General features: G+C 60.1%; 17 protein-coding genes and 2 pseudogenes. 5 read left to right on the top strand and 14 right to left on the bottom strand.

What is annotated here, in order from left to right; genetic code table 11:
• Together ACIQ39_RS05220 and cphA are read left to right on the top strand one after the other, a co-directional pair.
• Positions 1–1377, top strand: a pseudogene (locus tag ACIQ39_RS05220) (cyanophycin synthetase); the annotation flags it as partial.
• 134 nt (positions 1378–1511) lie between these two features.
• On the top strand, positions 1512–4088 hold the full coding sequence (gene cphA / locus ACIQ39_RS05215) for a cyanophycin synthetase (protein WP_396433549.1): 2577 nt from the start codon (positions 1512–1514) through the stop codon (positions 4086–4088).
• Positions 4089–4104: 16 nt separating this feature from the next.
• On the opposite strand, the gene ACIQ39_RS05210 is transcribed toward cphA, so the two are convergent.
• The 4 genes from ACIQ39_RS05210 to hemN all read right to left on the bottom strand — a co-directional run bounded on the left by ACIQ39_RS05210 (position 4105) and on the right by hemN (position 7438).
• Positions 4105–4635, bottom strand: a complete 531-nt coding sequence (locus ACIQ39_RS05210; RefSeq protein ID WP_396433548.1) for a hypothetical protein — start codon at positions 4633–4635, stop codon at positions 4105–4107.
• 6 nt (positions 4636–4641) lie between these two features.
• Entirely contained in the window at positions 4642–5319 is a 678-nt protein-coding gene (locus ACIQ39_RS05205; protein ID WP_396433547.1) for an acyltransferase family protein, read from the bottom strand.
• Positions 5316–5993, bottom strand: a complete 678-nt coding sequence (locus ACIQ39_RS05200) for a sulfite exporter TauE/SafE family protein (RefSeq protein WP_396433546.1) — start codon at positions 5991–5993, stop codon at positions 5316–5318. Before ACIQ39_RS05200 ends, ACIQ39_RS05205 begins: the two co-directional genes overlap by 4 nt.
• Positions 5994–6061: 68 nt before the next feature.
• The gene (gene hemN, locus ACIQ39_RS05195) at positions 6062–7438 is read right to left on the bottom strand and encodes an oxygen-independent coproporphyrinogen III oxidase (RefSeq protein WP_396433545.1); all 1377 of its coding nucleotides are present in this window, start codon (positions 7436–7438) and stop codon (positions 6062–6064) included.
• 286 nt (positions 7439–7724) lie between these two features.
• Here hemN and ACIQ39_RS05190 point away from each other — a divergent pair.
• Positions 7725–8440: pseudogene (locus ACIQ39_RS05190) on the top strand (helix-turn-helix domain-containing protein).
• Here ACIQ39_RS05190 and ACIQ39_RS05185 read toward each other — a convergent pair.
• The 9 genes from ACIQ39_RS05185 to ACIQ39_RS05145 form a co-directional block, all read right to left on the bottom strand.
• Positions 8421–8744, bottom strand: a complete 324-nt coding sequence (locus ACIQ39_RS05185; RefSeq protein WP_396433544.1) for a hypothetical protein — start codon at positions 8742–8744, stop codon at positions 8421–8423. The pseudogene ACIQ39_RS05190 and the gene ACIQ39_RS05185 overlap by 20 nt on opposite strands.
• Entirely contained in the window at positions 8741–9049 is a 309-nt protein-coding gene (locus tag ACIQ39_RS05180) for a nitrogen fixation protein FixH (protein WP_396433543.1), read from the bottom strand. The genes ACIQ39_RS05185 and ACIQ39_RS05180 overlap by 4 nt, the downstream gene beginning before the upstream one ends.
• A gap of 29 nt (positions 9050–9078) precedes the next feature.
• Positions 9079–10461: a cytochrome c oxidase accessory protein CcoG gene (gene ccoG, locus ACIQ39_RS05175; protein ID WP_396433550.1), complete on the bottom strand. Its 1383-nt coding sequence runs from the start codon at positions 10459–10461 to the stop codon at positions 9079–9081.
• A gap of 132 nt (positions 10462–10593) precedes the next feature.
• Positions 10594–11526 carry a cytochrome-c oxidase, cbb3-type subunit III gene (ccoP, locus tag ACIQ39_RS05170; protein ID WP_396433542.1) on the bottom strand — a complete coding sequence of 311 codons (933 nt, stop codon included), beginning with the start codon at positions 11524–11526 and terminating at the stop codon, positions 10594–10596.
• Positions 11527–11563: 37 nt separating this feature from the next.
• Entirely contained in the window at positions 11564–11704 is a 141-nt protein-coding gene (locus ACIQ39_RS05165; RefSeq protein WP_396433541.1) for a cbb3-type cytochrome oxidase subunit 3, read from the bottom strand.
• 9 nt (positions 11705–11713) lie between these two features.
• Positions 11714–12340: a cytochrome-c oxidase, cbb3-type subunit II gene (gene ccoO / locus ACIQ39_RS05160; protein ID WP_396433540.1), complete on the bottom strand. Its 627-nt coding sequence runs from the start codon at positions 12338–12340 to the stop codon at positions 11714–11716.
• A 13-nt stretch (positions 12341–12353) separates the two neighbouring features.
• A complete protein-coding gene (gene ccoN, locus ACIQ39_RS05155) occupies positions 12354–13799 on the bottom strand; it encodes a cytochrome-c oxidase, cbb3-type subunit I (RefSeq protein WP_396433539.1) in 1446 nt (481 codons plus the stop codon).
• Between the two features lie 73 nt (positions 13800–13872).
• Complete coding sequence (gene ccoS / locus ACIQ39_RS05150) at positions 13873–14010, bottom strand: cbb3-type cytochrome oxidase assembly protein CcoS (protein ID WP_396433538.1); 138 nt, start codon at positions 14008–14010, stop codon at positions 13873–13875.
• A gap of 9 nt (positions 14011–14019) precedes the next feature.
• The gene (locus ACIQ39_RS05145) at positions 14020–16434 is read right to left on the bottom strand and encodes a heavy metal translocating P-type ATPase (protein WP_396433537.1); all 2415 of its coding nucleotides are present in this window, start codon (positions 16432–16434) and stop codon (positions 14020–14022) included.
• Between the two features lie 107 nt (positions 16435–16541).
• Here ACIQ39_RS05145 and ACIQ39_RS05140 point away from each other — a divergent pair, with 107 nt between their 5' ends.
• Positions 16542–16985 carry a universal stress protein gene (locus ACIQ39_RS05140; protein WP_396433536.1) on the top strand — a complete coding sequence of 148 codons (444 nt, stop codon included), beginning with the start codon at positions 16542–16544 and terminating at the stop codon, positions 16983–16985.
• 131 nt (positions 16986–17116) lie between these two features.
• Complete coding sequence (locus tag ACIQ39_RS05135; protein WP_396433535.1) at positions 17117–18439, top strand: ABC transporter substrate-binding protein; 1323 nt, start codon at positions 17117–17119, stop codon at positions 18437–18439.
• Positions 18440–19238: 799 nt separating this feature from the next.
• Here the strand turns inward: ACIQ39_RS05135 and ACIQ39_RS05130 are convergent.
• On the bottom strand, positions 19239–20804 hold the full coding sequence (locus ACIQ39_RS05130) for a malonyl-CoA synthase (protein ID WP_396433534.1): 1566 nt from the start codon (positions 20802–20804) through the stop codon (positions 19239–19241).
• Positions 20805–20869: the final 65 nt, after the last annotated feature.

The raw sequence follows: 20869 nt of genomic DNA, 5'->3' as shown, positions 1-20869 counted from the left end.
GCGCGGGGGGTGTCGCTGGAGTTGTCGCGCCAAGAAGACATTGAAGCGGCCTACAACATTGCCCTGGCCGAAGGCAGCGAGGTGATGGTCGAGCGCTTTGTGCTGGGCCAAGAGCACCGCTTGCTGGTGGTAGGGGGCCAAGTGGTTGCGGCCAACAAGGGGGAAACCGCCAGTGTGTTGGGTGACGGCGTGCACACCGTGCAAGCGCTGATTGAGCTGCAACTGAACTGCGACCCGCGCCGGGGCGAGGAAGAGGACTTTCCCCTGGACACCATCCGCTTGGACCAGCACGCGACCTCGTTGCTGGAACTCAAACGCCAAGGTCTGAGTGCCGACAGCGTGCCCGAGGCCGGCCGCCACGTGCTGGTCATGCGCACGGGCAATATGTCCATGGATGTGACCGATCTGGTGCACCCCGATGTGGCCGCGCAAGCGGTGCTGGCTGCGCGGGTGGTGGGCTTGGACATTGCTGGCGTCGATTTGGTCACCCAAGACATTGCCAAACCTTTGGCAACCCAAGGTGGTGCCGTGGTCGAGGTCAACGCTGGCCCGGGCTTGCTGATGCACCTCAAACCCGCGACAGGCCAGCCGCGCCCGGTGGGCCAGGCCATCGCCCGGCATTTGTTTGCCGAACATGACAACGGCCGCATTCCCGTGGTTGGCCTCATGGGCGATGGCGACACCACCCGCATGGCCCGTTTGATCGCTTGGTTGCTGCACTTGAATGGCTGGAACACAGGCTTGTCATGCGCCGATGGTTTGTTTGTGAACCAACGCCAATTGCAAGCCACCGAGGGCATGGACTGGGCACAAGCCCAGCGCCTGCTGATCAACCGAGGCGTGCAAGCGGCCGTGTTCGAAAGCGATGCCCGCCACCTGCTGTCGCAAGGTCTGCCCTACGACCGTTGCCAAATTGGCATCGTGACCCGCATGCCAAGCGCCAGCGGTTTGGATGACCTGTACCCCGGGGGCGATGACAAAATGCCGAGCTATATCCGCACGCAAGTCGATGTGGTTTTGCCCGAAGGTACGGCCGTTCTGAATGCGGCCGAGCCCGAAGTTGCCGCATTGGCAAAGTATTGCGACGGTCAAGTGATTTTTTATGCCGACGATGAGCACAACGAGCGCTTGCAAGTGCACCGCAGTGAGGGTCACCGTGTGGTGTTTTGGCGCGATGGGCAGTTGCTTTTGACCCAAGGCCTCAAGACGCAATCGGTGCTGTCCAGCCAGCGGCCAGCGGTGGCCCGGCTTTTGAAATCCGGCAGCCTGAGCCCCAAGGACATGTTGGTGGCCGCCAGTGCGGCATGGGCGCTGGGCATGGGCACCGACTTGGTTCGGGCCGGCATCAAGAGCTTCGGCAACGTGGCCACGGCCTGATGCCAAGGCCCGCATCGCCAGCCGCTTCACCACACCACCACACCACCACACCACCACACCACTGCAACACTGCGCTAGCGCACCACCCCCACGCGCCACTGTCCACCTTGCACCCCTTCTTTGGAACACCCGTCATGCAAGTCTCCCGCATCCGTGCATTGCGCGGCCCCAATTTGTGGAGCCGTCACACCGCCATCGAGGCCATCGTCAGTTGCACCGAAATGGACTGCGGCTTGTCGGCGCAACACCCTGTCGAGCAGCAACTGCGGCGCATCTTTCCTGAAGTCGGTCCGCTGGATGGGCCCCGGCCAAGCGATACGGTCACCTTGGCCCATGCGATTGAAAAAGTCACCCTGAGCTTGCAAGCCCACGCGGGGTGCCCCGTGTCATTCAGCCGCACCACCCCCACCGAGGAGCCGGGTGTGTTCCAGGTGGTGGTGCAGTACACCGAAGAGGCTGTGGGGCGTCTGGCCTTGAACTTGGCCGAACAAATGTGCTTGGCGGCCGTGGCCGGGCTGGGGTTTGACTTGGAAGCGGCCATCGCCCAGCTGAACGAACTGGATGAACAAGTGCGCCTAGGGCCCTCCACCGCAGCCATCGTTGATGCGGCCATGGCGCGTGGCATCCCGATACGCCGCTTGACCGATGGCAGCTTGGTGCAATTGGGATGGGGCTCTAGGCAACGCCGCATCCAAGCGGCCGAGACCGACAGCACCAGCGCCATTGCCGAGGCGATCGCACAAGACAAAGACCTGAGCAAGAGCTTGCTGCACGCCGCTGGCGTGCCGGTGCCTTTGGGTCGCCCAGTGCGCAGTTTGGACGAAGCCTGGGCCATTGCCCAAGAGATCGGTATGCCCGTGGTGCTCAAGCCACAAGACGGCAACCAAGGCAAGGGCGTGTCGGTCAACATCAGCGAACGCAGCGCCTTTGACAACGCCTACGCCAGCGCTGAACGCTATGGCACGGTGATGGTTGAGAGGTTTTTGCCAGGCCACGACTATCGCTTGCTGGTGGTGGGCCGCCAACTGGTGGCCGCCGCTCGCCGCGAACCCCCCTTGGTGGTGGGCGACGGCAAGCACACGGTGCGCCAGCTGGTGGACCAAGTCAACGCTGACCCGCGCCGGGGCGATGGCCACGCCACCGCCTTGACCAAAATTCGCTTTGACGACATCGCCATGGGGCGACTGCACGCGCAAAACCTGGAGCCCGAGTCGATTCCCGCCAAGGGTCGCCGCGTGATTTTGCGCAACAACGCCAACCTGTCCACCGGCGGCACAGCCACCGACGTGACAGACGATGTGCACCCCGAAGTGGCCGCCCGTGTGATCGCAGCGGCGCAAATGGTGGGGGTAGACATCTGCGGTGTGGACGTGGTGTGCGAATCGCTGTCTCGCCCGCTGGAAGAGCAAAACGGAGGGGTTGTCGAACTCAACGCGGCCCCTGGCTTGCGCATGCACATCAGCCCCTCATTTGGCAAGGGCCGCGATGTGGGCAACGCGGTGATCGACCACATGTTTCCAGACGGCAGCAACGGGCGCGTGCCGGTGGTGGCGGTGACTGGCACCAACGGCAAAACCACCACCGTGCGGCTGATCGCCCATTTGCTCAAGGCCCAAGGCCTGCGCGTGGGCATGACCAACACCGACGGCGTGTATGTGAATGGCCGCCAAACCGATTCGGGCGATTGCAGCGGCCCACGCAGCGCGCGCAACGTGCTGATGCACCCGGATGTCGACGCGGCTGTGTTTGAAACAGCCCGGGGTGGCCTGTTGCGCGAGGGCTTGGCCTTTGACCGCTGCCAAGTGGCGGTGGTGACCAATTTGGGCGCGGGCGACCACTTGGGCTTGAACTACATCACCACACTGGAAGACCTGACCGTGCTCAAGCGGGTGATTGTGCTCAACGTCGAGCCCTCTGGCATGGCGGTGCTCAATGCCAACGACCCCGCCGTGGTCGCCATGGCCCGCCACTGCCCTGGCGATGTGACGTTTTTTGCCCTGGATGCCAACCACCCCGTGCTGGCCACTCACCGCGCCCAAGGCAAGCGCGCCGTGTACGTCGAAGACGGGGCCATCTTGGCGCAATGCGGCGTCAAAATTTTCCGCATTCCGCTCAGCCAAGTGCCCTTGACGCGCCAAGGCCAGATTGGTTTCCAAACCGAAAACGTGCTCGCGGCCGTGGGCGCTGCTTGGGCCGCTGGTGTGGACTGGGACGCCATCTCACGCGGCCTGGCCTCGTTCATCAGCGACATCCAAGGCGTGCCCGGTCGCTTCAATGTGTTTGACTACCGCGGTGCGACCTTGATTGCCGACTACGGCCACAACCCCGATGCCATCGCCGCCTTGGTGCAGGCCGTCAACAACATGCCTGCACGCCAGCGCGTGGTGGTCATCAGTGGCGCGGGTGACCGGCGCGACCAAGACATTCGAGAACAAACCCAAATTTTGGGCCAAGCCTTTGACGAGGTGTTGCTCTACCAAGACGCCTGCCAACGCGGGCGTGAAGACGGCGAGGTGCTGCGCTTGCTGCGCGAAGGCTTGCAAGGCGCATTGCGCACCACGCATGTGCAAGACATACAGGGCGAGTTCAAGGCCATCGACACGGCCTTGGCACGCTTGTCACCGGGTGACCTGTGCCTGATCCTGATTGACCAAGTTGAAGCGTCTTTGGCCTACATCGCAGCCCAGGTCCAAGCCAGCAAAGAAAGTTGAGCAAGCACGGCCCGCCTCAAGCCATGGCCAGCACAACACTGGCCCCAAACACTGTGGTCCAGGCCAGCAAGCGCCGCCCAGTGGGCGCAGCTTGCGCCACCCAACGGTGCAGCGCCGCACCCGCCAACAAAGACAGCAGCACAGACACCCCCATGCCCAGCGCATTGGCCCACAGCGCGCGGGGCCAGTGCCAAGCCACGGTGGCACTGACGGCCAAGCTCACGCCAAAGTGGCTCAAGAACACGGCATAAGACACAAGCGACAAATTTTGCACGGCTGAACGCCAACGCGAAGGCCCCAGCGCCTGGCCCGTCAACCACGTACCAGGCACGGCGATCAACAGCGCAGCCACAGCAAAGGCCACGGCCATGCGCACGCGCGGCTCCAGCCACCAAGCCAGCATGCCCACCAACAGCATGACCAGACCTGCCGCCGTCCTGCTGACCTTCAGCCAAGCCGCATGCCCGGTGCGGGCCGGCTCAGCGTGCTGACGGACTGCCCAGGCCCACAGACCCAAAGCGTAGGAGCCCCAAAAGTAGACCCCCAAATGGTCCTAGTCGGCATGCAAGTTCCACCACCCCAAAGAGGCCAACAAGCCACCCAACCAGAGCCCCCAACGCAAGCGGTACGCCCAGTCCACGCTCAGCTTGAGGCCAGCTGGGCGAGGCCAAGCCTTCACCAACACCAAGCTCAGCAAAGCCATCGCGTACAACTGAAAGTCAATCGCCACGTACCAAATACCCGCCGACAATGCCTCCAAGTCCAGCACGTCCTGCAGCAACAAAAGGTGCGCCAAAGCCTGCCAAAGATCGGGCGTGGCCGACAAACTGGCGTGCGCAAAATAGGGCCGCAGCCCTTCAGTGACCCCCAGCGTGAAAGTCAGCGCCGCCAACAAAGGAATGGCCAGTCGCAGATAGCGCTGCCACGCCAAATGCAGGGCTTGATCCCAGCCGAGCGACTCAAAACGCGACAGGCTGCCGGCCGTCAAAAAGCCCGCACACACCAGAAAAAACTGCACCGCCAAGCGGCCGTGCGCATACAACCAGTCCATCGCGGTGGGCCAAGCGGCGGCCACCACGTCCGACATCGGGCCATAAAACGCCAAGTGGTGGCCAACAATCAGCAAGCAAGCGCAGGCCTTGACCGCGTCGATCAAAAAATACCGATCCGAGCTGCGCTCTGGCCGACTCAGGCCAGCTGCCGGTGGCTGGCTTGGCTGAGGGCAATTCAAGGACTCACGCACCACGGCGCTTGGTCGTGCACCAAGCCCATCCACAAAGCCCAAGCCGACACAGCCGCCAACGCCAGACCCGCCAAACGCATGCCCCAAGCCCCGTCGCCCAGGCCTTGCATGCGCAAAAACAACCACGGTCCGGCCCACAGGCTGATGCTGCTGCCCAGCGCAAACAAAGCCATGGTGGCCGCACCCTCAAGGGGCTGACTGGTCAGGGCGGCCACCATCAAGGCCGAATACAGCAAGCCGCAAGGCATGAAGGCCCAAAGCCCACCCACCAACCATGGCGCGGCACGACCCCAGCGGGTGTTGAAGGTCCGCACACGCGCCCACAAACGGCGCGCTGCTGCATCAAGCCACACAGTTTGACGCGCTTGCACCATGAGCAGCAAGCCCAACACCAAGGCCGTCAAATGCAGCAAAGTCCAGATCGGCCGAATGGCGGCCGACTGCGTGGTCAACCAACCCAAGCCCTGCACACTGGCAGCGGCCACAGCACCCAACAGCGCATAGCCGCCCAATCGGCCCAGTTGAAAGGCCAACAAGGCCTTTGCACGCCGCTCGCCCGCGGCCTGGCCCAGACCCGCGCAGGCGGCACCGCACATGGCCACACAATGAGGCCCGCCCAGCACCCCCATCATCAAGGCCGTGATGGCCAAAGAACTTTGCATGCTTTGTTTGCTTGAATGAAATCAAGCCGATTGTCGGCGATGTGGCCCAAGGCCGGTGGGCAGCAAACTCAGATGATTTTGGAAAACTGCGAACGCTGGCGATCGGCCTGGATAAAGCGGTCAAACACCATGGCCACACCGCGCACAAAAAACCAGCCAATGGCCGTGACCACAATCCCCTTGTCGCTCAACTGCACCAGGCCTTGCGACTGCATGTCTTGGAGCTGCACCAACTCCTTGGCAAACAGGCTCTTGAAGTCCACCATCCAAGCCAGATTGATCGACTCGAAGGGCACGTGCCCATGGCACATGATGGCCATGATGACGGCGCGGCGGACAAGGTCATCTCGCGTCAGCGCCAAACCCCGAACCACTGGCAAGTGGCCCTGCTCAAGCATGGCGACATACTGCTCCAGGGTCTTGGCGTTTTGGCTGTAGCTCGAGCCGATGCGGCCAATGGAGGAAACGCCCAAGGCGATCAGGTCACCCTCGGCTTGCGTGCTGTAGCCCTGAAAGTTGCGGTGCAAGCGGCCTTGCCGCTTGGCCACCGCCAAGGCATCACTCGGCAAGGCGAAGTGGTCCATGCCTATGTAGACATAAGCCGCAGCGGTCAGGGCCTCCAGCGAGCGCGAGAGCATGGCCACCTTGTCCGCAGCTGAGGGCAAATCCGATGGGCGAATGCGGCGCTGTGGCTTGAAACGTTCAGGCAGATGCGCATAGGCATACAGGGCAATGCGGTCGGGACGCAAAACTTGGACCAAGGCCAAAGTGCGGTCAAACGAATCAGGCGTTTGCAAAGGCAAACCGTAGATCAAATCAAGGTTGACCGACGCGAAGCCCAAACGCCGCGCTGCCGCCACCAACTCGAACACCTGCTCAGCGGGCTGGATGCGGTGCACCGCCTTTTGTACAGCGGGCTCGAAGTCTTGCACGCCAAAGCTCAGGCGGTTAAATCCCCATGCCGCCAACTTGGCCAGGCGGCTTTCGTCCACGGTGCGCGGGTCCACTTCCACCGAAAGCTCGCTGCCCGGGACAAACACAAATGCCCGCCGCAACAGGGCCATCAGCTGCTGCAATTCGTCATCGCTCAAGAAGGTGGGTGTGCCCCCGCCCAAATGCAATTGACTGACCGCCTGAGCGGGCCCCAAGTGGCGAACATACAAATCCACCTCTTTGGCCAAGTAGTGCAAATACGGCGCGGCACGGTCTTTGTGCCGGGTGATGATTTTGTTGCAGGCGCAGTAGTAGCAAAGCGACTCACAAAACGGAATGTGCACGTACAGCGACAGCGGCTTGCCCACGCTGCCAAGCTGGCGCTGTGCCAAGGCATGCAGCAGATCGACCTCGCCAAAGGTATCGACAAAGCGGTCTGCCGTGGGGTAAGAGGTGTAACGCGGGCCGGGCACGTCAAAGCGCGCCAGCAATTGAGCTGTGATCACGGACATGTGTCTGTCCCTTTGTTCAAATGTGTTCAGATGCAGCAGACTTTGCCCGTTGGCACTGTTGCGGGTCTTGACTCAACGCAAAGCATGGGCAGATGCAGCGCGTGCATGCACAAAAGAACACAGGCCTGTGCTTGCAAGCTGCCATGCCACTTGACCCCAAGCTGGTCACTACCGGTTTTTGATGATTTTTGGCACAAACCCGTTAACGCTGAGCCTTGTCTGTTGTTTGGGTTTAAGCTCAGACCTTGATCCAAGGCAAATCCATTGCGTCACCAAGAGATAAACCATGCATCCCCAAGCCATCAAAGTCGCCTGCTCCAATTGCAATTTACGCGAGCTGTGCATGCCCATAGGCTTGAGCGAGCAAGACCAGCTTCGCCTTGACGACTTGGTCGCTGTGCGCCGCAAGGTCAAACGAGGCACGCATTTGTTCAGCAACGGCGACAGGTTCAATGCCATTTACGCCATACGCACTGGCTTTTTAAAACTTGCTTGGCCACCGAAGACGGGCGCAGCCAGGTCACGGGCTTCCAAATGGCCGGCGAAATCATGGGTCTGGACGGCATCGTGAACGACCACCACAGCTGCGATGCGGTCGCACTGGAAGACGCCGAAGTGTGTGTCATGCCTTTTGACCTGATAGAGGAAATTTCACGCGAGGTCGCGGCTTTGCAGCACCATGTCCACAAAATCATGAGCCGAGAAATAGTGCGCGAACACGGTGTGTTGCTGCTTTTGGGCAGCATGCGGGCCGAAGAGCGCTTGGCCGCTTTTTTACTCAACTTGATGCAACGCTTGCATGCGCGGGGATTTTCGCCATCGGCGCTGGTGTTGCGCATGACGCGCGAAGAAATTGGCAGCTACTTGGGTTTGAAGCTCGAAACCGTGAGCCGCACTTTTTCAAAGTTTGTCGAAGACGGTGTGCTCGAAGTCAAACAGCGCCATGTGCGCATTTTGGACGTCGACAGTTTGGAGCGCTTGGTCAATCACCCTTGTCGTTGAGGCCCTCGGGCACGCTTGTGGCCGTGTTGCTGCCCTTGGGTGTGGCGCTCAGATCAAGCGCCGAAGGCGACAGGCTCAGCAGGGTGGTCAGTCCACTGGACAACATGGCCAAGCCCCAAAAAACAAAAAACGCCAAGGTGTAAACCGCCTCTGGTGACAAGGCCCAGCCTTGTGCCAGGCCACGCAGATCCTGCGGGTCTACAAAAGCAAACACCACCGCCTCCATCAGCCCAGCGACCAAAAAGGCGGGCCAAACCACCCACATCCACCGATGCGAGCGCAGCCCGTCAGACCGAGGCGTCATGGCTTGGGTGGCACCGGTTGAGGCGCGTTCTCAGCAAGGCTCTCAGGCGCATCGGCATCAGCGGGCAACTCGCCGGTGGCGGCATGGTTGCGCCCTTGCATGGCGGGCACATGGGTGATGCCTTGGCGCTCTTGCATGGCGGTGCGGGGCGTCGCTTTGATCACGGGGTCGGGGTTGACGATGGCGATGTAGAGCGTGCTAAAACCCGCCACGACCACCACAGCCGGACCACCAAAGACCATCCAGACCAGGCCAAAGCGCCACCATGGCAGGCCTTCGCGGGGGTTTTGCAGCGCATTGGACATGTCAGTCTTTCTAAAAAAATAGGCCTGGCTCAACGGGGCATCAAGAACACGGTTTTTTCACTCAAGCGCCCAAGCCATTCACCATCGGTCGTGGAGGCGCTGATGCGAAAGTCAATCGGGTGTGAACCCGGCGGCGCAGCGTCATAGGGCAGGTGCAAACGCACAGAAACCCAACGCGAACCGATGGCGTCCACATCGACCTGCAATGGCGTTTCCATGCTCAAGCCCGGCAAGCCATCGGCCGCCAACTCAAAGCGCAAAACTTGCTCTGCAGCGTTCATGATTTGCAGGCGGTACACATTCTCGATCTTGCCGCCCGCAACGATGCGGGCCATGGCCGCGCGGTCGCGTTCGATGTCCACCTTGAAGGGCTCTCGCAGCCACAGCGAGATGCCTGTGGCGGCGATGATGAGCCACAGCACGGTGGTGTAGACCAGCACCCGGGGCCGGAAAATTCGGCGCACGATTTGGCTCCAGCGCCAGCCCTTGTCCATGGCGTTTTGCGTGGAGAACTTGATCAGGCCGCGCGCGTAACCGACCTTGTCCATGACCTTGTCGCACACGTCCACGCAGGCGCCACAGCCAATGCATTCGTATTGCAGGCCTTGGCGGATGTCGATGCCCGTGGGGCAGACCTGCACGCACAGCGTGCAGTCGACACAAGCGCCCAGTCCCAGTGCTTGGGGGTCGGCTTTTTTGGAGCGCGCACCCCGGGGCTCGCCACGGGCCTCGTCGTAGGTCACGATCAAGGTGTCTTTGTCAAACATCGCGCTTTGAAAGCGTGCATAGGGGCACATGTATTTGCACACCTGCTCGCGCATGAAGCCTGCGTTGCCATAGGTGGCCAGGCTGTAAAACAAGATCCAAAAAATTTCCCAAGGACCAAAACCCAAGGACAAGATGGACGCCGTCAACTCACGAATCGGTGTGAAGTAGCCGACAAAGCTGAAACCTGTCCAGAGCGACAACACGATCCAAGCCAGTTGTTTGCCGGTCTTGCGCCAGACCTTGTTGAGGCTCAAGGGCGCCGCATCGAGCCGCATGCGCGTTGAGCGGTCGCCCTCGAACTGGCGCTCGATCCACATGAAAATTTCGGTGTACACCGTTTGCGGGCAAGCAAAGCCACACCACAAACGCCCAGCGACTGCCGTGAACAAAAAAAGCGACAGCGCCGAGATGACCAGCAAGCCCGTCAGGTAAATGAAATCCTGTGGGTAGAGCACCAGGCCAAAGATGTAAAAACGCCGGGCCTCTAAATCAAACAGCACCGCTTGGCGCTGCCCCCACTCCAGCCAAGGCAGGCCGTAAAAAACCAGCTGCGTGATCACCACCATGAGCCATCGCCATTGGGCAAACACGCCCTGCACGCTGCGGGGGTAGATTTTTTGGTGCGCCTGGTACAGCGACACCATCTCCACATCGCCCTCTACGGGCACGACGGTGATTGGAATCACGCTGCGAGAGGAGCGATCTTCAGGGGTGGACAAAATGCAGGCCTTGGTTCAAATCCAGCCTCAGGTCCAGCCTGATGCAGGGGGTTCAGATCACTTGGCAGGGCTCAGCGCGGCGCTGGCCGCTGCGTTGTTGGACAAGCCCCAGACATAAGCAGCCAGCACATGGATTTGGCCCTCGGTCAGCTTGTCGGCCTGTGCGGGCATCTGGTTGAGCTTGCCCTTGTTGATGATGCTCACAATGGCCGCCTCACCCCAGCCGTGCAGCCAAATGTCGTCGGTCAAATTGGGCGCGCCCACGGCTTGGTTGCCTTTGCCATCCATGCCGTGGCAGGCCGCACAAACGGTGTAATTGGACTTGCCCAGTTGCGCCCGCAAAGAGTCGTGCGGACTGTCCGACAGACTCATCACGTAGTGCGCCAGGTTGCGCACATCTTCAGGCGTGCCCACGGCAGCGGCCAAAGGCGGCATATTGCCAACACGCCCCTGAACCAAACTGACTCGAATGGCCTCGTGCGTGCCGCCGTACAACCAATCGGCATCGGCCAAATTGGGAAAGCCCTTGCTGCCGCGCGCGTCAGAGCCGTGGCATTGGGCGCAATTGTTCATGAACAAGCGGTCGCCAATGGCCAAGGCCTGCGGGTCTTTGGCCACAGCTTCGGGCGGCATGGCCAAAAATTTGGCATACAGCGGGGCCACTTCGGCATTGCCTTTGGCCACTTCAGTGTCGTACTGGCCACCCGATGACCAGCCAAATTTGCCCGCATAGTGGCCCATGCCGGGGTACATCGCCAGGTACACCAAGGAAAACACGATGGTGATGATGAACAAACCCACCCACCAGCGCGGCAGTGGGTTGTTCATCTCACGCAAATCGCCATCCCAAACGTGGCCGGTGGTGTTGTCGTGGTCGGTCATGGCTTTGGCCTTGCCGCTGAACCACAGCAAAAACAGGCAGGCCAAGATGCTGACCAGCGTGATGCCCGCCACGTACCAGTGCCAGAAGCTGCTGACGAAGTCACTCATGGAAATTCCTTGTTTTTTGGGTTTGCTGCCAGACCATTCAATCGTCTTGCCTGAAGGGCAGCTGCGCCGCCTCGTCAAAGCTGGCCTTGTTGCGGCTTGACCAAGCCCACGCCCAGATGCCAACAAAGCAGCACAAGGCCAGCACGGTCACAATCGATCGCAGTGTGTTGATGTCCATGTCAGCCCTTTATTGACGGTGTATGCCAAGCACTTGCAAGTAGGCAATCAACGCGTCCAGCTCGGATTTGTCTTTGACCTCATTGGCCGCATTCGCGATGTCTTCGTCGCTGTAAGGCGCGCCCAAGGTGCGCAAGCCATTCATGTGGGCCTGGATGCTGGCCGCATTCGCGGGCGTTTTTTCCAGCCAGGGGTAAGCGGGCATGTTGGACTCGGGCACCAAGTCGCGCGGGTTGATCAGGTGAATGCGGTGCCACTCGTCGCTGTAACGGCCGCCCACCCGGGCCAAATCAGGCCCAGTGCGCTTGCTGCCCCATTGGAATGGACGGTCGTAGACAAACTCCCCGGCCAAAGAATACGGGCCGTAGCGCAAAGTCTCTGACCGGAAGGGCCGAATCATCTGCGAGTGGCAGTTGTAACAACCCTCGCGCACATAAATGTCGCGCCCGACCACCTGCACTGCGGTGTAGGGCTTGAGGCCCGGCACCGCCTCGGTGGTCGATTTTTGGAAGAACAGGGGCACGATTTCAACCATGCCGCCCACCAACAAGACCAGCAAGATCAACACGATCATGAGGAAGTTGTTGGTCTCGATTTTCTCGTGCGACAAGCCGCTGGATTTGGGGTTTTGAGCCATGTTCAGTTTCTCCTCAGGCGTGGGCTGCTGCAGGGGCCAAAGAGGGAATGCGCACATCCACCGGGCGCCCCTGCATCACCGTTTTGTAGGTGTTCCACAGCATGATGACCATGCCCACGAAATACAGCGTGCCCCCAAGCAGGCGCAGCACATAAAACGGGTAAGTGGCTTTGACCGACTCGACAAAGGTGTAGGTCAAGGTGCCGTCGGCATTGATGGCGCGCCACATCAGGCCTTGCATCACGCCGGCAATCCACATGGCCGCGATGTAGATCACGATGCCGATGGTGGCGGTCCAAAAATGGACCTCAATGGCTTTGACGCTGTACATCTGCTTTTGACCGAACAAGCGCGGAATCAGGTAGTACATCGAGCCCATGGTCACCAGCCCCACCCAGCCCAAGGCCCCCGAGTGCACGTGGCCAATGGTCCAATCGGTGTAGTGGCTCAGCGCGTTGACGGTCTTGATGGACATCATCGGACCCTCGAAAGTCGACATGCCATAGAAAGACAATGAGACGATCAAAAAGCGCAGGATCGGGTCGTCGCGCAGTTTGTGCCAAGCACCCGACAAGGTCATGATGCCGTTGATCATGCCGCCCCAACTGGGGGCCAACAAGATCAGCGAAAACACCATGCCAATCGACTGCGTCCAATCGGGCAAAGCGGTGTAGTGCAAGTGGTGCGGGCCGGCCCACATGTAGACAAAAATCAAGGCCCAAAAGTGCACGATCGACAAGCGGTACGAGTACACCGGGCGCTCGGCCTGCTTGGGCACGAAGTAATACATCATGCCCAGGAAACCAGCGGTCAAGAAAAAGCCCACCGCGTTGTGGCCGTACCACCACTGCACCATGGCGTCTTGCACCCCGGCATAGGCCGAGTAAGACTTCATCATGCCCACCGGCAGCACGGCCCCGTTGACCACGTGCAGCAATGCCACCGCAATGATGAAGGCACCAAAAAACCAATTGGCCACATAAATGTGGCGCACCTTGCGCGTGCCCACGGTGCCAAAAAACACCACCGCAAAAGACACCCAAACCAAGGTGATCAAGATGTCAATCGGCCACTCCAGCTCGGCATACTCTTTGCCTTGGGTGTAACCCAATGGCAATGAAACGACAGCCGACAAAATGACCAACTGCCAACCCCAAAAGGTGAAGGCCGCCAGCTTGTCACTGAACAGCCTGACATTGCAGGTGCGTTGCACCACGTAATAGGCCGAGGCGAACAAGCCACAGCCGCCAAACGCAAAGATCACCGCGTTGGTGTGCAAGGGCCGCAAACGCCCATAACTGAGCCAAGAAATGCCGAAGTTGAGCTCCGGCCAAGTCAGCTGGGCGGCAATGATCACCCCCACCAGCATGCCCACCACGCCCCAGACCACCGTCATGATGGTGAACTGCCGGACAACTTTGTCGTTGTAGGAAGTCGCCTGCATATTGGCAAATTTCATTTCCACCTCTGTTTTGAACACATATCAATTTGCGCAGTTTGACCTTGCACATCGCTTGAACCCTTGATCGAGATCAATCGTCATGCAAAATTCGCTCGCCCTCGGACTCGATGTCTTCAAATTGGCCTCGGTCAATGGCCCACCACAGGCCCGCCAAAATGAAAAACACCAAGGCCACCGACAGGGGGATGAGCAAGTAAAGAATGTCCATGCTGCTTTCTCAAGCGGTTTGCAAGGCGAACAGGGGGCGCACTGAGGCTTGGGGCAAGGCCTGCGACAGGCGCAGCGCATTGAGCACCACCAACAAAGAACTGAGCGCCATGCCCAAGCCCGCCGCCCACGCGGGCAACCAGCCCGTGAGGGCCAGGGGCACACACGTGGCGTTGTAGGCCACAGACCAAAGCAGGTTTTGCTTGACGATGCGCATCGTCTGGCGACTGCGCAGCAAGGTGCTGACCAGCGCATCGAGTTGCCCCCCCATCAAAACAAAATCGGATTTGGACTGCGCCAGCGGCACGGCTTGGCCCAGCGCAAAAGACACATCGGCCCCGGCCAGCACCGGGCCATCGTTCAGGCCGTCCCCCACCATGGCCACTTTGCGGCCTTGCGCTTGCAAGGCCTGCAGGGCTTGCAGTTTGCTGCTGGGGCTGCAGCCGCCTTGCGCATCGTCAATGCCCAACTTTTGCGCCACTTGGTTCACCGCGTTTTGACCATCGCCGGACAAGACCTTGACCGACACACCCAGCTTGCCCAAAGCCTGCACCACGCCAAGCGCCTCAGGGCGAAGCTCTTCGGCCAGCTCAAAACTGGCCAGCCAACCTGTCGCATCGGCCAAGCTGACCTGCAGGTGCTGCCCCGCATAAGCCGGTGCGGCGCAAAAGGCGGCCGAACCCAAACGCAGCGCCATGGCGGCTTGCACGGCTTGCCCTGGCCAGACCAAAACGCCTTGCACACCCTGCCCCGCGTGCTCTTGCACCTGGTGTGCGCTGAGGGATTCAAGCGCGCTCAAACGGCCCGCTGCCTCAGCCTGTCGCCGGGCTTGCGACCACAGGGCACGTGACACCGGGTGCAAGGAGTGCCGGGCCAAGCTGCTGGCCCATTGCAAAGCTTGTTGTTCGCTGACCCCTGCACGGGTGTGGGTGCGCACCACCTCAAAGGCATCACGCGTCAGGGTGCCTGTCTTGTCAAACATCACGGTGTCGATGCTCGCCAAGTTTTGCAAAGCACTCAAGCTGCGCACCAAGACACCGCCGCGCGCCAAGGCCCCGGCTGTGGCCAGCATGGCAGCAGGCGTGGCCAGCGACAAAGCACAGGGGCAGGTCACGATCAACACCGCAACGGCCACCATCACCGCGTGCGCCGGGTCGGTGGGCCACCAGTAAGCAGCCGCGCCGAATGCCGCCAACATGACGGCCAGCAAAAAAGGCTTGGCCCAGCGGTCCACCAGCAAGGCCATGGCCGGTTTTGAGACCGAGGCGCTGGCCATCAAGGCGACGATCTGCGCATAGCGTGTGGACGCGCCTGTTTGCTCGATTTGCACCTGCAGCGTGCCGCTCAGGTTGTGGCTGCCGGCGATCACACGGTCCCCGGCTTGGCGCGCCAAGGGGCGCGACTCGCCGGTCAGCAAAGCTTCATCCACTTGGCTCAAGCCACTGAGCACCAAGCCATCGGCCGCAAAAGCCTCGCCGGGCAAGACCTCGATCACATCGCCCACTTGCAGGCGGCGAATCGAGATCAGGGCCCAACGGCCGTCTGGCAAACGCCTGCGCACACTGCCCGGCAAGCGGTTGAGCACGGCCTCTAGGGCCCCGGCCGTGCGGTCGCGCATGCGCAACTCCAGCCATCGGCCGGTCAGCAAAAAGAACACAAACATGGTGAACGAGTCAAAAAAGACCTCGGCCCCAAATGGCCCCTGAGGCTCAAACGTGCCCAGGGTACTGACCACAAAGGTCACCACCATCCCTAAGGCCACCGGCAAATCCATGCTGATTTGGCGCTCACGCAAATCACGCCACGCGTTGCTCAAAAACGGGGTGCACGAAAAAAACATCACCGGCAAAGACAGCACCCAAGAAGCCCAGCGCAACAAATGCAAGGACTCGGGCTCAATATCGCCCGGTGAGGTCAGGTACGTCGGGGTGGCGTACATCATGACTTGCATCATGCACAGCGCCGCCACCGACCAACGCCAGACCATGCGCCTGGCCTCTTCGCGCCTGCGTGCATGGGCATGCGCATCGTTGGCGGGCAGGGCTTTGTAGCCCAAACGCGCCACCGCCTGCATCCACTCAGAGGGGCGCGTGTGCTCGGATGACCACACAATTTGCCCCCGGTGGCTGGCGCCGCTGATCTGTACCGACTGCACGCCTGGCACGGCGCGCAAAGCGTTTTCCAGGTTGATCGCGCAGGCCGCGCAGTGCATGCCCTCCAACACCAGGCTGGAGCGCCAACAGTTTGCGTCGCTGGGGTCGGGCCAACTGAAGGCCGCCCACTCCTCGGGCGTGTCAAGCAGCTGCAAAGGCGACTCTGCTGCTGGGTCTGCGGCCACAGACAAAGCGCTTGCAGGCAGCGGTGCAGGCCCCAAAACGTCGGGGGCCGGCACCGACGGTTGGGGCAAAACAAGGGCGGGACTCATGTTTTGAAGATACGACAGCCGACTTGCCGGAAGCTTGATTTGAATCAAGTGTCTGCCCAAGTTGCGCCCCTAAGCTGGATTTTTTCAGCCCCAAACAGGATCACCCCATGTACCAACGCATTCTCGTGGCCACCGATGGCTCCACCTTGTCTAAAAAAGCCGTGCTCAGCGCCATCGATTTGGCCGCCACCTGCGGCGCAGAACTGATTGCACTGAAGGTCGTGCCGCGTTACCCCCAGGCTTACTTTGAGGGCAGCATCCCTTTGTCACCCGAGGATGTCGCTCGGGTCGAAAAACAATGGGATGAATCGGCCAAAGTCCAGTTGGCAAGCGTGCTCAAAAAAGCCACGGCCAAAGCGGTCAGCGCCAAAGCCATCACCGTCAAATCGGACGTGGTCTCTGATGCCATCATCGCCGCAGCCAAAAAGCACAAAGCCGACCTGATCGTCATGGCCTCGCATGGCCGCAAAGGCATCAAGCGCTTGCTATTGGGCAGCGAGACTTACCAGGTGCTGACCCACTCGCACACGCCTGTGCTGGTGTTGCGCTGACTCGCCAACGATCGAGCCATCCAGCACGATCGGCCAAAGCTGAGCTGGCAAAAACCCAAGCAACAAGGCAGCTGCACTCCAAGTACTTAAAATGTGTTCTTTTCAAGTTGAGAAAGTCGAGCGCATCAGCCATGAACACATTGATCGGGCCCTGCAAGGCACTGGCCCATGCTTGGCAACACCTTGGCCGCTGGCCGATGCTGAAGGCCTTGGCAGCAGGACTGGTTTTGAACTTCGGCTTGGGACTTGCTGCTGCGCAAGCTCAAACCTTGCGCATTGAAAGCTGGCGCAAAGACGACCAGATTTTTTGGGACAAGTACCTGATCCCCGCATTTCAAAAGCTGCACCCCGAAATTCAACTGAAGTTCCAACCCGAAGCGCCGCTGGCCTACGACACCCAACTCGAAGCCAGACTGGCCACCCGGCGCGCGGGTGACTTGATTTTTTGCCGCCCTTTTGACGCCAACGTGCGCATGCAGGCCAAATCTTATTTGCTGCCCTTGGACGAGGCCGCGCTGAAAAATTTCAAGCTGCAAGCCCGTCAAGCTTGGACCTCGGACAATGGCAACACCACTTTTTGCCTGCCCGTGGCCTATGTGATGCATGGCTTGTTTTACAACAAGAAGGTTTTTCACGACCTGAACCTGCAGCCCCCAAGCACTTGGAGCCAACTTTTCCGATTGCTCAGCCAAGTGGCTGCCAGCAAAACCGTGACCCCCTTGGCCCTGGGCACTGCCGACATGTGGGAGTCCACGCAAGTGGTGTTCACCGGCTTGGGGGCGAATTTTTGGGAAGGCGAAAAAGGACGTTTGGGCTTGATAGATGGCAGCGTCAAATTCACCGACCCGGGCTTTCTCAAGGCTTGGCAAACGATGGCCCAGCTCAAACCCTACATGCACCCCCAGCAAAACAGCATGACCAACAGCGACATGCAACTCTTGTTTGCCACAGGCCATGCAGCGGTTTACCCCTCAGGCTCTTGGGACATCGACTTTTTGCGCAACACCAGCTTTGCCTACAAAAAACCCATCGAATTGGGCGTCTTCAAGCCACCGCTTGAGCATGAGGGACAGACTTGTCACATTTCGGTGCACCCCGATTTCGGCATCGGCGTCAACAAAAGCAGCCCCAACCGGGCTGCTGCGCTCAAGTTCATCGCTTGGCTTGGCTCTGCCGATTTCGCCCAACTTCTGACCGACACGCTGACCGGCTACTTTCCTTTGTCCGACCACCCGGTCAAAATCAACGACCCTTTGGGGCAAGAAATGTTGAGCTGGCGACAGACGTGTCAGGACACGATTCGCCTGAATGCCCAAAAAATCAACCGCGTCTGGCCCCCGATGGAAGATGAGCTTTGGTATGTCAACGTCAAAGTGCTGAACCAAGAAATGAGCCCTGAAGAGGCGGCCCAGCACATTCAAAATGTGCACCAAAAAAACAATTACCTGAAGTAGCAAGGCCAGTCGCGTTCGCGCCAAGAAAGCCGCCTGTTGGCGCTCACTTGTCATCGAGGCAAAAGCCCATCCGTCAGCGCGATCCAGTTTCCCGTCATCGCGAGGCACTTTCCCGTCATCGCGATCCAGTTTCCCGTCATCGCGACCCAGTTTCCCGTCATCGCGAGGCACGAAGCGATCCATGGACTGCCACGTCGCTACGCTCCTCGCAGTGACGGATAGTTTAGGTGTCATCGCGAGGCACTTTCCCGTCATCGCGAGGCACTTTCCCGTCATCGCGATCCAGTTTCCCGTCATCGCGAGGCACGAAGCGATCCATGGACTGCCGCTTCGCTACGCTCCTCGCAGTGACGGATGGTTTGGGTGTCATCGCGAGGGGCTTTCCCGTCATCGCGACGGGAGCCAATCCGTCATCGCGAGGCACGAAGCGATCCATGGACTGTCACGTCGCTACGCTCCTCGCAGTGACGGGTGGTTTAGGTGTCATCGCGAGGCACTTTCCCGTCATCGCGATCCAGTTTCCCGTCATCGCGAGGCACGAAGCGATCCATGGACTGCCAAGTCGCTTCGCTCCTCGCAGTGACGGATGGTTTAGGTGTCATCACGAGGCACTTTCCCGTCATCGCGAGGCACGAAGCGATCCATGGACTGGCGCGTCGCTGCGTTCTTCCAAGTGACGGGAACTTGTCTGCGGCTCGGGGCTGGGAGGGCAGCGAGAACGGGCGGTGTGTCAAAAAAACAGCGTGCCTTGGTCTATTTCAGACATCACAGGGCCGGATGAATAAGCCCAACCCTTGTTTCAGGCCAAAAACAGGTTTTTGTACTGCTCGCGCAGCAGGTTCTTTTGCACTTTGCCCATGGTGTTGCGGGGCAATTGGGCCACCACAAAGCAGCGCTTGGGAATTTTAAAATTGGCCAGCTTGGACTTGAGCTCGGCCAAAACGGCCTGTGCATCGACTGTTGTGCCCGGCTGGCCAATGACCAGCGCCACCCCTACCTCGCCAAAATCGGGGTGCTGCACACCCACCACAGCACTCTCGAGCACAGCCTCCATCTCATTGATGTAGCCCTCGATCTCAGCCGGGTAAACGTTGTAACCGCCGCTGATGATCAAGTCCTTGCTGCGCCCCACGATGGTCACGTAACCGCGTTCGTCCACTTTGCCCACATCGCCGGTTTTGAAAAAGCCATCGGTGGTGAACTCTTCGGCCGTCTTTTCGGGCATGCGCCAGTAGCCTTTGAACACATTGGGGCCCTTGACCTCGATGCCGCCAATGTCGCCCACTGGCAAATTTTGTTGATCGTCGCCGCGCACGCGCAAAGACACGCCGGGCAAGGGAAAGCCCACCGTGCCGCCGCGCCGCTCAGACTGCTGGGCATAGCGCGGGTCGGGACTGCAGGGGTTGGACGTCAACATGGCGGTTTCGCTCATGCCGTAGCGCTCCAAAATCGTGTGGCCGGTGCGTTGCTGCCATAGCTTAAAGGTTTCGATCAGCAAGGGGGCAGAGCCCGCGATGAACAAACGCATGCAGCGCACTGCCGCCGGGTTCAGCGAGGGTTCGGCCAGCATGCGCACGTACAGCGTGGGCACACCCATGAAAACGCTGGCGTTTTGCATGTGGGCAATGGCGCGTTTGGGGTCAAACTTGGCCATCCAAATCATCTTGCTGCCGTTGATCAAGGCACCATGGATCGCCACAAACAAGCCGTGCACGTGAAAAATGGGCAAGGCGTGGATCAGCACATCGCCTCGGCCCTGGGGCCCGCCGGTCTGGGTCCAAGCCCAGTAGTCTTTGAGCATGCGCGCATTGCTGAGCAAGTTACCGTGCGTGAGCATGGCGCCCTTGCTGCGACCCGTGGTGCCACTGGTGTAAAGAATGGCGGCCAAGTCATCGGCTTGGCGCGGTGCAGTCTGGTGCTGGTCGCTGTGTTGCGCTGCCCGCTCCAGCAAGCTGCCAGTGCGGTCATCGTTCAAACTGAACACATGCTGGGTGCCCGCCTTGAAAGCGATTTTGCTGACCCAACCGAAGTTGGCCCCGCTGCAGACCACCACTGCAGGTTCGGCGTTGCCAATGAAGTAGGCGATTTCGGCCGATTGGTAAGCCGTGTTGAGTGGCAAGAACACGTGACCCGCGCGCAAAGTGGCGAGGTAAAGCAGCATGGCTTCGACGGATTTTTCGACCTGCACGGCCACCCGGCTGCCGAGCGGCAAATCGAGCGAGCTCAGCAAATTGGCCACCATGGCAGAGGCCCTGTCCAGGTCTTGCCAGCTGTAGCACAAACCGTCGTCGGTTTCCACCGCCACGGCGCTCATGTCTTTGGGAAAGGCCGCCCGCAGGGCAGAAAACAGGTTGTCTTGGCTCATGGTGTCGCAGTGAGGGCGTGAGAAAAAGGGCCTCATTCAGGCCCGGTGGAAAAAATCCAAGGCAG

Origin of the sequence: Limnohabitans sp., assembly GCF_044361645.1 — a bacterium.
GTDB lineage: Bacteria > Pseudomonadota > Gammaproteobacteria > Burkholderiales > Burkholderiaceae_C > Limnohabitans_A.
Note: the sequence above shows the minus strand (reverse complement) of the source record. Positions and strands in the feature narration are given on the sequence as shown.

Coding starts and splice junctions, on each gene's coding strand:
- ACIQ39_RS05130 (WP_396433534.1), bottom strand. CDS start 20,804: ATGAGCCAAGACAACCTGTTTTCTGCCCTGCGGGCGGCCTTTCCCAAA.
- ACIQ39_RS05185 (WP_396433544.1), bottom strand. CDS start 8,744: ATGACGCCTCGGTCTGACGGGCTGCGCTCGCATCGGTGGATGTGGGTG.
- ACIQ39_RS05200 (WP_396433546.1), bottom strand. CDS start 5,993: ATGCAAAGTTCTTTGGCCATCACGGCCTTGATGATGGGGGTGCTGGGC.
- cphA (WP_396433549.1), top strand. CDS start 1,512: ATGCAAGTCTCCCGCATCCGTGCATTGCGCGGCCCCAATTTGTGGAGC.
- ccoN (WP_396433539.1), bottom strand. CDS start 13,799: ATGAAATTTGCCAATATGCAGGCGACTTCCTACAACGACAAAGTTGTC.
- ACIQ39_RS05180 (WP_396433543.1), bottom strand. CDS start 9,049: ATGTCCAATGCGCTGCAAAACCCCCGCGAAGGCCTGCCATGGTGGCGC.
- hemN (WP_396433545.1), bottom strand. CDS start 7,438: ATGTCCGTGATCACAGCTCAATTGCTGGCGCGCTTTGACGTGCCCGGC.
- ACIQ39_RS05145 (WP_396433537.1), bottom strand. CDS start 16,434: ATGAGTCCCGCCCTTGTTTTGCCCCAACCGTCGGTGCCGGCCCCCGAC.
- ACIQ39_RS05165 (WP_396433541.1), bottom strand. CDS start 11,704: ATGGACATCAACACACTGCGATCGATTGTGACCGTGCTGGCCTTGTGC.
- ccoG (WP_396433550.1), bottom strand. CDS start 10,461: ATGGTGTCGCTGTACCAGGCGCACCAAAAAATCTACCCCCGCAGCGTG.
- ccoP (WP_396433542.1), bottom strand. CDS start 11,526: ATGAGTGACTTCGTCAGCAGCTTCTGGCACTGGTACGTGGCGGGCATC.
- ACIQ39_RS05135 (WP_396433535.1), top strand. CDS start 17,117: ATGAACACATTGATCGGGCCCTGCAAGGCACTGGCCCATGCTTGGCAA.
- ACIQ39_RS05140 (WP_396433536.1), top strand. CDS start 16,542: ATGTACCAACGCATTCTCGTGGCCACCGATGGCTCCACCTTGTCTAAA.
- ccoS (WP_396433538.1), bottom strand. CDS start 14,010: ATGGACATTCTTTACTTGCTCATCCCCCTGTCGGTGGCCTTGGTGTTT.
- ccoO (WP_396433540.1), bottom strand. CDS start 12,340: ATGGCTCAAAACCCCAAATCCAGCGGCTTGTCGCACGAGAAAATCGAG.